The following is a 12054-nucleotide window of genomic DNA, read 5'->3' as shown; positions in this document are numbered from 1 at the left end:
GGCATCGCCGCCGCGCTGTAGCACCGCGGCCCGGTAGCACCCGGCCGTGATCAAGCGTGCGGTCCCTGCCCGGCGCAATCAGGCAGGGGCCGCACCCCACCCAATGTAGGGAGACCCCGGTTGCACCTGCACTGCTACTCCTGGACCGGCACCGGCGACGACCGACGCCGCGAGGCCGAACGTCGCCCGCCGCTGCCCCCGGCCGACCCTGGAAAGTTCCTGTCCTCGCTGCTGCCGCCGATGCGGACCTGCGACTGGCTACTCAAGCCGGCCCGCCGCATCGAAGCCACCCCGACCGGCGCGGACGAGGCCATGGACTGGCTGGCCGAGCGGTACCGGGCGGCCGAGCCGTCCTTCCTCCACCCCGGCGACGAGGAGCGGATCGGCCTGGACTTCCGGCTGGGCCTCGTACGGGAATCCCTGCACGCCGGCGTGGACGTGCAGTGGGGGATCTGGCTGCGCTCCGGGCGCTTCGTCTCCTGCGCCGTCGTCTGCTGCTCGCCGAACCGGGACGCCGACCACCGATGCCCGGCAAGTTGAGCACCTGGGCCGCCCGCCTGCCGTACTTCCCCCGTGGCGGCAGGCGGGCCAGCTCGTCATACGACGGGCGGCGATCGGGGTCTTCGGCACCCAAAGATCACCCCAACACCCGGGCGGTGTTCACGCCAGCGTGATCACGAACCTCTAAATGCCTACCCCTGATCGAGATTGGCTGATGAACCGCATCTACTGGCGGTCACTCAGCGGGAAGTGGTGCCGGCAATCAGGTCACAGCCCACCTCTTCGCGCGCGACTCAGCCGCCCTGTCGGGTGTCCCAATCGTCGAGCACATCCTGCTTGCTGACGACGTGCGCGACACCCTTCATCGCTTCCACCTTGGCGACGAACGCCTCGATCTGGGTCAGATCCGGCACGCGGACGATGAAGCACTCGGGCACGTCCTCAGAAGTCATGCCGAGGGTGTCGCCATCAGTATTCTCAAGCCATTGCGCCCAAACCTTGTCTCGATCAACGAACTCCACGGAGCTCGCCTCGGGCATGGTCCGGAGCGCAGTGTCGATGGCATCCTTGTGCGCCTTTGTCGCCTTCCTGCCATCGCAGTTCGGGAAAGCGCTGGCCCTCTCACAGAGGAAGATCGTGACTTCGTCGCGTTTCTTCTCTCCCTCCGCCCGATGCCGCCGCGCGTCCTCGGGGCGTTGATCCGGTGTGATCTGGGCGACTCCCGGTAAGGCTCGGATCTTCCGCTTGGCCTCGGGGATGTCGCGATAGTCGGCCAGAACCACACGGAAGGACTCCGCGACCGCTGAGGGCCCCAGTAGCCCCTCGACCGCACCGATGAGTCCGCTGTCCCGGAGGCTCTCCTGCTGGTTTCTGAACCGCACGTCGGTGACTTCGGGCATCGCACGGATACGCTGTTCGATCATGTGCTTCTCTGCGGCAGTGGGGGCACCCCTGCCCTCACATGCCTGATGGACATCCTCGGCTGCGCACAGGAAGACGGACATCGCCTGTCGATTCGGATTCCCCCCTGTAAAGGAGAGGATCCTCCATGCGGTGAACGCGATCACTCCGCAGGCGAGCAGGGTGCCGACCAGGAGCCACGACAACCGGACGCGGCGCCCCCACACGTCACCTTGGCTCGGTGCTTCCCTCTCTCCGGCTTCTCCGGCGTACTGATCCACTGCGCCAGTATCCCGGGCCGGGGTGGCCAGTGGAGGGTCTGGGCGGGAAGTAAATCAAGGAGCAACAGAAATCGTCAAAGGGGGCACTCCCATGTCTCTCCAGCATCTCTAGCTTGCTCTATCAAATCTGATAAGATGTGGCCTTCGTATTTTACCCTGTCGTGCTGATTGAACCAATTGGTGAAGTCTATATTGGGGATGATTTTCTTCCCCTTCAGCCATGTTGCCTTTCCTAATTCGCCTTCCGGGATGGCGTCATGGTCTACTAAACACTGAGCTGCCTTTACTGCGGCAGAGGCGTACGCTTCCGTATAAGCCTCCATGTAGCCGTTTTGGTCTCCGGTGCGAGAATCTCCACATGCTGTCGATCCAATGGCGACAAGTAGAACACATGTGGAAAGCAGAGTCGCGGATCGAGTGCTCATCGTTGTACCCCCATAGCGTGTTCGGCGTCCGCAACCCATTCTCCCAGTCTGCGACCCCCGTACACGACTCGTTCATGAGCGTTGTACCAGTTGGTTAGATCGACATTCGGGGTGATGGCTCCCTCTTTGTACCAGGAGGTGTCTGGAGGAAGCTTGATGGCACCGACTGCGATCAGCCCCTGAATCACGGGTAACCTGACGCGCAGCAGTGTTTCCCGGAACTCGTCTTCGCCGGATTTCAGAGCTTCCACGGCGTTGTCTGTGCTCAAGGAGTCGTTGATGGGGGGCTGCGCCATCGCGACGAAGACCTGAGAGATGGTCCCTTTACCGAACGCGTTCGAGAAGCTCAAGGCTCCATAACCGCCGGATATAACCGACAAGAACGTTTTGATGCGCTGTGTCTGCTGGTCTCTCAGCTGAGCGCTGTCGAACTTCAAATCTTTTTCGATCTTGGCGATTGCGCCATTGAGACTGCTCAGCTGTCGCAGGTAGTCTTTGTCGGGATTTCGAATCGACGCGGCCACGCTGGCGCTGATCCGGGCCTCCATATTTCCCTGGAAGGAGCCGAGGTCCTTGGGATCGTGCAGAGCCTGCTTGAGAAAAGCATCCAACGCAGCTTGATTGACGTAAGCGACCCACGGAGCGTTCGGCTGATCGTTAAGCGGGCGAGCTCCGTTCCCATAGCCGATAACAGATTCGGCGAGGTCGGGGAGGTAGCGGTCGGCGGTGTGGATGAGGGATTGGCGGATCGGGTGGGGGAGGACGTCGCCGGGATGGAGCTTGGAGAACTCGGCGGTGGCCTGTACGACGTTGACGACGGCCCAGGCCGACTCCTTGGCGTCCTCCGTGGCGCCTCGCTCGGCGGACACGGCCGCCCTGATGAAGCCGGCGGGGTGTGAGCTCATGTCGACCTGGAGCGGTCCCCGGCGGGGCGTGTCCATGCTGTAGCCGTCGTATCCCAGCGTGTGCCAGTCGTCGCTCACCAGCATCGTGGCGTACTTCACCCCGTTGGCCTGGTCGCCGAGCACGTGCCGGGCCGCCAGGCCGTTCTCGGCGGCACGGTCCAGCACCGCCGCGACGGGGTCGAAGTCGGCGAGAGCCTGCTGGTCGCCGCTGTGAATGGGCAGGGCCTTGTCGGCCGGCCCGACGTGCGTCCTGCCGGCCGCGCGGGCGTCGAGCATGGAACGGGTGACCTCGGCGAGAAGTTGAGGATCCCAGGATGTGCCGTCGGGGCCGTGCTTGAAGAGCATGCCGGTCGACCAGGGATCGGAGTTCTTGGTGATCGCCGCCCTGGTCGCCGCGGACAGCAGCGGCCGGCTGTCCTTGCCCGTGCCGGTCCGCAGCCTGCTCGCCGCGGCGAGCGAGGCGCCCAGCGCCTGCAGAAGGCTCACGCTGTCCGCGCTGAGCAGCGAGCCGCCGGGGCCCTCGTAGAGGGTGCTCGCGGCTTTGAGCGCCGCCGCGCCGCCCTGCGCCCAGAAGGTCGCGAGGTAGTCCTTGTCGCCGAGGTGCTCGGTGATGCGCTGCGCCACCTGGGCCAGGTCGGGACGCGCCCGCTCCGGACTACCGGAGGCGGTGGCCAGGACGTCGTTCAGTGCCTGCACGTCCTGTACGGCCTGGGTGCCGCTCTGCCCGGTGGCGGTCCAGTCGAGATCCAGATATCTGGGCGGCAGACCGGTGAGCACCCACTCCCCGCGGGGCCTGAGCGTCGTCGGATCCAGGCTTTTCAGGTTCGCCAGATCGTGCGCCCGTGCGGTACGCGCGCGCATGTCACGGGCGTCGTCCAGGGCCGTGTCGGTCAGGCGGGCCAGCGGGGCGAGGCTGACCTCGCTGCCCCACTGCTGCATCGTCTGCCGGATCAGCGGTCCGTTGCGCGACAGCACCTCGTGCAGCCGGTGCAGGCGCTTCGCCAGCTCCTCAAGGTTGGCGGGATTGACCCCGACGAATCCGTCCACGACATCCCTCCCTTGACGTACGGCGCCACGCGATAGGGGAGCGGGTGCGGCGGTTGCGAGGCGCGGCGGATTCCCCCAGCGATGCGGTTGACGGCCCCCGTCAAGGCTAAGCAGACATAGCTGGATAGGCCATGGTTATTCACCGTGAAAAGGAGGATTACCAGATATCAACAGTAGCGATAGTCGGGGAGATATCGGCATTTTTGTCCAATTTGATGCACGGGTGCTGAGAGCCGCCGGAGCCCATCCGCGTACCCTCAAAAGGCCCGGAGCCGTCCCCGCGCCTGGCCTGTTCTGAACTGTTGACGCGCTCCCCAGTCTGAACTGAAGGCCGGAGCACTGCGGACGAATCCGGTAGCGCCTCGTGGCGGGAGCGGTCATAGTTCGAGTAACGGCTGATGCGCTTCGACGCGTCCGCCGTACCAAGTGATCACTCGACCAGCAGCGTCGGCGGGTGGGGCGGGCCATTCTCCTACCTGCCCACCTCGCCTCGTCGGTTCGAAGAGGAGTGTCGGAGAGGAGTGAAGGCATGCCAGATCTTCCCCAGGTGATCACCACGAAGGGAAGCGACCGCTACCACGCCAGCGAGGACTGTCTCATGTGGCTGGCGGGACGGCGTGGCAGTGAAAGCCAGGGCAACCATCTCCATGACATCCTCCGGATGTCCGCAGCGGAAGCCCGCAACCGTGGTTGGACGCCATGCCCCGGATGCGTCGGATGACCTCCGGTGCGGTTTCCTCCTACGGAAGGTCCGACCCAAGCCGGTCTCAGTCTGGAATGGCAAAGGTGTACGACCACATGAAACGACTGGCGGCGTGTACGCCTCGGGCGTACTCGATCACCTGGCCCTCGGCGGTGCGGGTCGTGTGGCGAACCTCGACGACGGGTTCGCCCGGCGGGAGTTCCAGGAGCAGGGTCTCGTCGGCGGTGGGCATCCTGGCGTTGAGATCTTCGGTGATCTCGTGCGGGTCAAGTCCCCTGTCGGTGAGCACCCGGAAGCCGCCGCCCGGACCGGCGATCCCCGGTGCGGGGTCGACCAGGGAAGTGTCCTCAACGTCCTCCACTCGGTAGTAGCTGGTCACGGTGTGGGTGGGGACGCCGTCGCGGGTCATCACGCGTGCTCGTTCATAGACCGTGGTGCCGGGCGGGAGTCCGAGTGCGGTGGAGACGTGCTCATCGGCCTCGACAAGACTCACCTCTTGTGTCTGGTGGCCCTGCTGCCGGGCGCTCGCAGCGTCTCCGTGCTCGTTCTTGTACGCCTCGACCGTGGGCCTTCGCGCTGTTCCGCCATTCGTCTTCTTCGAGCGAAGGGGATCCATGTTTTACGAGGTGAGGAGGCCCAGGACGTGTTGACGGACCTTGTCCAAGACGTCGTCTTTCACCGTGCCGAATAGCCGATTGTCAAAGTCACGGTCTTCGGCCGTCCAGATGCGATTCGCCCGAACAAATGATGGTGCTACTAATCCGATACTCTGCCAGTCGGCAATGGGCACGTCGTATGGTCCCATCCTCGCGGCACGTTTGACGCTGGACGACACCATGGCGGCGAGGATCGCTCGATTGGATCCGAGTCCACTGGCTGCGAGGATCAGGACAGGGCGTTTCTTGTACGGCTGGGCTTCTGTGTGACTGAAGGGGAACCAGACCAGCCTGACTTCTCCGGGAATCATAGGTCGTCGTACAGGGCGTCCTCTGGATTGTCCCAGTCCTCAGCCCATAGCCGCGACACGTACGCCCTCACGTGCTCATCTGTCCCGTCATCCTGATAGGACATGTCAACTGCCAGCGGCGCGTTACTGGCGACCGTTGGCCAGGGTCCTTCGATGATCTCTGGAGATCGACGTCTGGCACCGGTTATGCGCCGATGCGCTCGGGCTACCGGGCGAGCGTTCGGGTTTGCATAGCTAAACGCACCCTGAGTTCCGGCTGGAGCGAAGAGTGATGTGGCGGGAGTGGTCACGACTGTCAGCCCTCCATGGCTTCGGACCGGTGCTGTGTGATCTGCTCGACCATGGCGTCATAGGTGTCCGCAGTCGTCTGCAGGACTTGAATCAGCTCCTCTAGCCGCGCTCTGCTCATGTGAAAGCGACCATGGACGTTGACCTTGAGACCCGTCGCCTTGAGAGTCTCGATCGCACGCCGTTGACCCTCGATGTCCCTGGGGATGAATGGCGGAGGGATGCTCCCGAGCAGGAGGTAGATGCCGTCAGGGCCGGCTTCAAGCGTTGGCGGACCTGGCTGCGCGACGAACTGGTTGACATGCGTGATCGGCGCGCCTGTAGCTTCGCTCCAGTCGACGGCTACGGCGAAGTTCTCCACTACGGGATTCTCCTCTGACACGCTCTCAGTCTGACACCGGCGATGCGTCCTTGCTATAAAGCGCCCCCCGTGCGCGGCAAAGGATGGGACGCGGGGCAGCCATCCGGTTCACCGTGATCTTGAAATTGGCCTGTACTGCCCGCTCCGTGCCGAGGGCTGCCTCGCTTCGAGCAAGGCGGTCGTCGGCCTCGCCTGATGGGATCTTGAGTTCGTGATTGCTTACGCCGAGCGCACAGGCGGTAGCTGGTGTGCTGGTCACCACCAAATAGTAACTGAATAGCTACGGGGTGTTGTATCACTTGGTTGCGTTGTCAGGTACCTGGAGGCGTGGGAGGAGGCCGGGCGGCCGGGCCTGGAGCAGTTGGCCGTCGTGGTCGAGCCCCGGGACGGCGGCTGGCAGGTGCGGACAACCCTGCCCTCCACCCCGGCGCCGAGGCCCGGATCGGCCTGGACTTCCGGCTGGGCCTCGTATGGGAGTCCCTGGGGTGTCCCCGCCCTCTTCGATACGGACCGCGCCCGCCGTTCACACCCTCAGTTAAGAATGTTTTCAGTTCGGCGTCTGGCCGCTAGGCTGATCATTCATGACTTTCACGCATCCCGCGCGATGGCTGGCGGCGTTATCACTCGCCGCGGGGCTGTCCGTGGCGGCTCCGGCACACGCCCACGAGGCGGCCGCACCATCCTCCGGCACCATCCTGCGCGGACTGGACCTCGACCGCGCGACCGTCCTGGACATGCAGCGCGCCATGGACCGGGGGCGCTTCGACTCGGTGGCGCTCACCCGGTTCTACCTCGACCGCATCCGCTCGGTGGACCCGCTGCTGCACGCGGTCATCGCGACCAACCCCGCGGCTCTTCGAGAGGCGCGGCAGAGCGACCAGCGCCGCCGCCGCGGCGCGCGCGGCCCGCTGGAAGGCATCCCGGTCCTTCTCAAGGACAACATCGACACCGCCGGAGGACTCCGTACGACCGCGGGCTCGCTGGCCCTGCTCGGCTCTCGCCCGGCCCGTGACGCCTTCCTGGTCCAGCGGCTGCGCCGGGCCGGTGCGGTGATCCTCGGCAAGGCCAACCTGTCGGAATGGGCGAACTTCCGCTCCAGCCCTTCCTCCAGCGGTTGGAGCGCGGTCCGCGGCCAGACCAACAACCCCTACGTCCTGGACCGCAACCCCTGCGGATCGAGCAGCGGCTCGGCGGTCGCCGTCGCCGCGAGCCTGGCAGCGGTCACCATCGGCACCGAGACCGACGGCTCGATCGTCTGCCCGGCGGGCATCAACGGCGTCGTCGGCATCAAGCCCACGCTCGGTCTGGTCAGCCGCTCCGGAGTGGTGCCGATCTCCCGGGCCCAGGACACCGCGGGCCCGATCACCAGGAACGTCACCGACGCGGCCGCCGTGCTCTCGGTCATCCAGGGAGTGGACCCGCGCGACCCGGACACCGTGCGGGGCGGCGACCGTGACTACCTCAAGGCGCTGGACCCGAAAGCGCTGGCCGGCAAGCGCATCGGCGTGTGGCGCTCGGTGGCGGGCGACAACCAGGAGGTGCTCACCACCCTGGACGCCGCCGTCGCCACGCTCCGGGCGCGGGGCGCGACCGTGATCGACGACCTCGAACTGGCGGGGATGGACGAGGCCGGCGAGGCCGAGTACCCGGCCCTGATGACCGAGTTCAAGCACGATGTGAACGCCTACCTGGCCAAGACTCCCGGACGGCACCCGGGCAGTCTGGGCGCTCTGATCAAGTTCAACAAGCGGCACGCCTCGACCGAGCTCCGCTACTTCGGGCAGGAACTGTTCGAACAGGCGCAGGCGACCACCGGCGACCTGAACGACCCCGCGTACCGCGAACTCAGGGAGAAGGCGACCTCGCTCTCCCGTAAGGCGATCGACTCGGTGATGGCCGAGAACCGGCTCGACGCGATGCTCGCGCCGACCAACAACGCGGCCTGGCGGACCAGCCTGACCAAGGGCGACGACTTCACCGACTTCGTCGCCTCCTCATCGCCCTCGGCCATGTCCGGCTACCCCGCGATCACGGTCCCCGGCGGATACGCCGGGGACGTGCTGCCGCTCGGCGTCACCTTCTTCGGCGGCCGGCTGTCCGAGCCGACCTTGATCGCCTTGGGCTACGCGTTCGAGCAGGCCGGCCACGTGCGCAAGCCCCCGACCTATTTGCGTACGCTGCCCTGACGTCCCACCCCGCTGCGCGCCGCTCCGCCGAACGTGGACGGGGCGGCGCCCGCGCGGGTGACCCGGGTCATCCCTCGGCTTGTCGTTTGCCTGTCGTTCAACCTGCGATCTTCGTGTCGGGATGCGACCGCGGACTCCCGGCCGGCACTGGCCCGGCACGGCTGTACGGCTGGTTGTCCGCCTTCGACGCCGCTGCGTCAGCCGATCAGCGACGGCCCGGCAGGGTCGGTGGCGAAGAACGCCGCATACACCGCGCGCAACTGCTCCTCGGCGTCCTTGCGCTTCCTGGGGTGCAACCCGTTGAACGCCGTGCTGTTGTGCATCACCGACTGGACCAGGCCGTCCAGGTCCCGCACCTGAACCCACTCAGAGCATGGTGGGCACGCGGCCCACGGCCCGGAGCAGCCGTGCGGGTTCTCGTGCTCACACGCGGTCGTCACGAACTCCCGAGGCTGCCAGGACCACATCGGGTTCGGCATCGTGCAGAAGTGACACGTCAGTTCGACGCCGGCGCCGTCAGCCGAGACGGCTGGCACCGGCTCATGGTCGAACGGCTCGACCCGCACCGGATGCAGCCAGGACACCTCACCCGTGTTGAAGTTCGCGTGGACGTCGAGCATGGCTGAGCACACCGCGCACACCCAAACCGTCATCTGACCGTCTTCGTTCGTCAATCGCTCTCCCTCTTGAGTTGACTCGTTCTCGTGTGTAAGCATCTCACAGGTGGACTAGTAGTCCGTCCAGCGGTCGCGGTACGCGATCGAGATCCAGTGCCGCGACGAGCGGGACCGAGTAGCGGATCTTGCGGCCGCTGCCCGATCCCATGAACCGGCGTAGCTGGTCGTGTGTGCTGCGCCCGCGCCATGGGGGCTGCTTCTGTAGGGTGCGAAACGAGCTGAGCTCGCCCTCGGCATCGACGACGCGTTCAACCGTGGCGGTGCCGAGGGCGCGGATCAGCTCGTCTTCCAGGTCGGCCACGCACACGAAGAATCCGAGCGCCTCCAGATCGCTTCTGTCGAGGTCGGATCCAAGGCCGGCGCGCTCGAGCCCCCTCCGGAAGGCGCCTTCTTCGCCCGCGTCATACAGACCGGCCAGCCGGAGATCGCGACCGGGAGGGCCGAACTCGCCGGCATACGTCCCGATGTTCGTGGCGCCGCCCATCGCCACAACGGAGATGCCTTCGGCCGCGAGGTTTCGGCCCCGGCGCTCGGCCAACGCTTCTACGGCCGACCTGTCGCTGATCCCCTCGACCAGGACCACGGTGTGCGTACGGTTCACACGCTCAGCCTGGCACCGAATCCGGTGAGATCCGTACCCATTTTTGGCTGAACGCCGGGCTGGGCGTGCAGTGGAGCATCAGGCCGCGCGCCGGGCGTTTCGTCTGCCGGCGGACAGGAGGTCGTGACCCTCGCCGAATCGTTTGAATCAGACTAATCCGGGGCAAATGTGACCGCACTGTCATCTTGATCCGCCATCGTGGAGGAGTGAGAGGATGGTTGAGTGATCGAGTAAAGAGACGGTTGGATACGTTCGGGTCGATTGTGCCCTCTATCGCGCAGTGTGCCGTGGGGTCCGCGCTGGCCTGGATCGTCGCTGTTCAGCTGCTCGGCCACGCCCGCCCCCTCTTCGCGCCCATCTCGGTGATGATCTGTGTGGGAGTGGGGCTCGGGCAGCGGCTGCGCAGGGTGGTCGAGCTGGTGGTCGGCGTCAGTCTGGGCGTGGGCATCGGCACCCTGCTGGTGTCCTGGATCGGCTCGGGCCCCTGGCGGATGGCGCTCGTGATCGCGCTGGCGATGACGATCGCGGGGCTGCTGAACACCGGTGAGCTGTTCGTGTCGCAGGTCGGGTCGTCCGCGGTGCTGGTCGCCATGCTGGTGCCACACCAGGACGTCGGGGGGCTGGACCGGATGGCCGACGCGCTCACTGGCGGTGTCATAGGCATAGCGGCGGTCGCGCTGCTGCCCGCCAGCCCGCTCACCATCGCGGGCAAGCACCTGTCCGGCGTGCTCGACGCCCTGTCCACCGTGCTGGAGCAGACGGCGGAGGCGATCGAGAAGGGCGACATGGACCTGGCCGCCGAGGCCCTGGAGTGCGGACGCAGGACACAGACCGCGGCCGAGGAGTTCGCGACGGCGCTGGAGAACAGCAAGGAGATCATCAGGATCTCGCCGCTGCGTTGGCATCAGCGGGCCAGACTGGCCAGGTACGAGACCGCGGCCGTGCCGGTGGACCTGGCGTTACGCAACGCACGGGTGCTGGTCCGCCGCACGCTCGCGGCGCTGGGGGAGCCCAGCCCGCCGCCGGCCGCGCTGGCCGAGTCGCTGCGCGAGATCTCGGAGGCGGCGCTGCTGCTCCAGCTCGAACTGGGGGCTGGGCGTGAACCGATGCTGGCCAGGCAGGCGTTACTCGCCGTCGCCGCCCGGGAGCGGCCCAAGAACCTGGGGTTCTCCGCGAACGTCGCCCTCGCGCAGCTGCGCTCCATCGCCGTCGATCTGCTCCAGGCCACCGGGATGGACCACGGCACGGCCTCGGCCGCGCTGACCCCGCTGAACGAACTGAGCGACGAGAGCATGCACGGCTGAGGCCGAACAGCCCCCAAGATCCCCAGACCGGTGAGAAAATTACTCAGTGTGATGAACGCTGTTGCCCGGGGACGGCGCGGGCGGGTCGCTGAGGCTCCATATCCGGACGTCCGCTGAGTCCGCGGTGACGGCGATGGGCTGATCGTCGAGACGGCCGATCGCCACAGCGAGGGCGTCGACGGTCTTTCCGGAGGGGTCGGTGAGGGGCTCGCCGAGTTGCTGATGGGTGGTCAGATCCCATACGCGGACGTCGCCGCATTCGGTGATGGCGATCGGGCGATCGTCGAGCTCACCGATCGCCACCGCGCCCATGCCTTCGTATTCGTGACTGAGCGGTTGGCCGATTTCTTCGCGGGTGGTCAGGTCCAACACGTGGGCGATGCAGGAGAGGCCTCCGGTGAGGGCGACGGGCCGGTCGTCGAACCGGCCGATCGCCACCGCGCCGGCCGTTTCGGCGTACGCGGTGAGGGGTTGGCCGAGCTGTTTTCGGGTGGTCAGGTCCCATACGAGGACGAGCCCGTTGTCCTGGCCCGTGACGGCGATGGGCCGGTCGCCGAGCCGGTCGACCGCCACCGAGAGGACGCCGCTCTCGTGTTCGAGTGGTCGGCCGAGTTGTTCGCGGGTGGCCAGGTCCCATATCCGGACGGTGCCGTCCCAGCTTGCCGTGACGGCGACGGCCCGGTCGCCCAGCCGGCCGACGGCCAACTCCGTGATGCCCTTGGTGTGCCCGGTGAGGGGCCGGCCGAGTTGTTCGTGGGTGGTCAGGTCCCATACGCGGGCGGTGCGGTCGTCGCCTCCGGTTACGGCGATGGGCCGGTCGCCCAACTGGCCGAGCGCCACGGTGACGACCTGGCCCTTGTGCCCGGTGAGGGCTCGGCCGAGTTGTTCGTGGGTGGTCAGGTCCCATA

The 12054-nt window shown here is 66.3% G+C and carries 13 protein-coding genes; 3 read left to right on the top strand and 10 right to left on the bottom strand.

Going from position 1 to position 12054, the window contains the following annotated elements; translation table 11 throughout:
- Nucleotides 1–120: 120 nt before the first annotated feature.
- Nucleotides 121–540 (top strand): hypothetical protein, encoded by a 420-nt coding sequence (locus Mth01_RS24690; RefSeq protein ID WP_204018333.1) that lies wholly within the window; start codon nt 121–123, stop codon nt 538–540.
- Between the two features lie 254 nt (nt 541–794).
- On the opposite strand, the gene Mth01_RS24685 is transcribed toward Mth01_RS24690, so the two are convergent.
- From Mth01_RS24685 to Mth01_RS24655, 7 genes are all read right to left on the bottom strand, one after another.
- Nucleotides 795–1682 (bottom strand): permease-like cell division protein FtsX, encoded by an 888-nt coding sequence (locus Mth01_RS24685; RefSeq protein WP_204018332.1) that lies wholly within the window; start codon nt 1680–1682, stop codon nt 795–797.
- Nucleotides 1683–1756: 74 nt separating this feature from the next.
- Nucleotides 1757–2005, bottom strand: coding sequence for a hypothetical protein (locus Mth01_RS24680; RefSeq protein ID WP_204018331.1), 249 nt, complete (start codon nt 2003–2005; stop codon nt 1757–1759).
- A 98-nt stretch (nt 2006–2103) separates the two neighbouring features.
- Nucleotides 2104–4059, bottom strand: coding sequence for a hypothetical protein (locus Mth01_RS24675; RefSeq protein ID WP_204018330.1), 1956 nt, complete (start codon nt 4057–4059; stop codon nt 2104–2106).
- A 767-nt stretch (nt 4060–4826) separates the two neighbouring features.
- Nucleotides 4827–5378: a UTRA domain-containing protein gene (locus tag Mth01_RS24670; protein ID WP_204018329.1), complete on the bottom strand. Its 552-nt coding sequence runs from the start codon at nt 5376–5378 to the stop codon at nt 4827–4829.
- 3 nt (nt 5379–5381) lie between these two features.
- Entirely contained in the window at nt 5382–5729 is a 348-nt protein-coding gene (locus tag Mth01_RS30480) for a type II toxin-antitoxin system PemK/MazF family toxin (protein ID WP_204018328.1), read from the bottom strand.
- 295 nt (nt 5730–6024) lie between these two features.
- Nucleotides 6025–6378, bottom strand: coding sequence for a hypothetical protein (locus Mth01_RS24660; protein ID WP_204018327.1), 354 nt, complete (start codon nt 6376–6378; stop codon nt 6025–6027).
- A 25-nt stretch (nt 6379–6403) separates the two neighbouring features.
- Nucleotides 6404–6637 carry a hypothetical protein gene (locus tag Mth01_RS24655; RefSeq protein ID WP_204018326.1) on the bottom strand — a complete coding sequence of 78 codons (234 nt, stop codon included), beginning with the start codon at nt 6635–6637 and terminating at the stop codon, nt 6404–6406.
- 322 nt (nt 6638–6959) lie between these two features.
- On the opposite strand from Mth01_RS24655, the gene Mth01_RS24650 reads away from it, so the two are divergent.
- Nucleotides 6960–8564 carry an amidase gene (locus Mth01_RS24650; RefSeq protein WP_204018325.1) on the top strand — a complete coding sequence of 535 codons (1605 nt, stop codon included), beginning with the start codon at nt 6960–6962 and terminating at the stop codon, nt 8562–8564.
- Between the two features lie 197 nt (nt 8565–8761).
- Here the strand turns inward: Mth01_RS24650 and Mth01_RS24645 are convergent, their stop codons facing one another.
- The gene (locus Mth01_RS24645; RefSeq protein WP_204018324.1) at nt 8762–9238 is read right to left on the bottom strand and encodes a hypothetical protein; all 477 of its coding nucleotides are present in this window, start codon (nt 9236–9238) and stop codon (nt 8762–8764) included.
- Nucleotides 9239–9281: 43 nt separating this feature from the next.
- Nucleotides 9282–9842, bottom strand: a complete 561-nt coding sequence (locus Mth01_RS24640) for a TOPRIM nucleotidyl transferase/hydrolase domain-containing protein (protein WP_204018323.1) — start codon at nt 9840–9842, stop codon at nt 9282–9284.
- Nucleotides 9843–10048: 206 nt separating this feature from the next.
- Between Mth01_RS24640 and Mth01_RS24635 the strand changes: the two genes are divergently transcribed.
- A complete protein-coding gene (locus Mth01_RS24635) occupies nt 10049–11146 on the top strand; it encodes an FUSC family protein (protein WP_204018322.1) in 1098 nt (365 codons plus the stop codon).
- A gap of 39 nt (nt 11147–11185) precedes the next feature.
- On the opposite strand, the gene Mth01_RS24630 is transcribed toward Mth01_RS24635, so the two are convergent.
- The coding region (locus tag Mth01_RS24630) for a WD40 repeat domain-containing protein (protein ID WP_407695975.1) at nt 11186–12054 on the bottom strand (869 nt) is incomplete at its 5' end.

The sequence above is a fragment of the Sphaerimonospora thailandensis genome, assembly GCF_016863115.1.
Taxonomy (GTDB): Bacteria; Actinomycetota; Actinomycetes; order Streptosporangiales; family Streptosporangiaceae; genus Sphaerimonospora; species Sphaerimonospora cavernae.
Note: the sequence above shows the minus strand (reverse complement) of the source record. Positions and strands in the feature narration are given on the sequence as shown.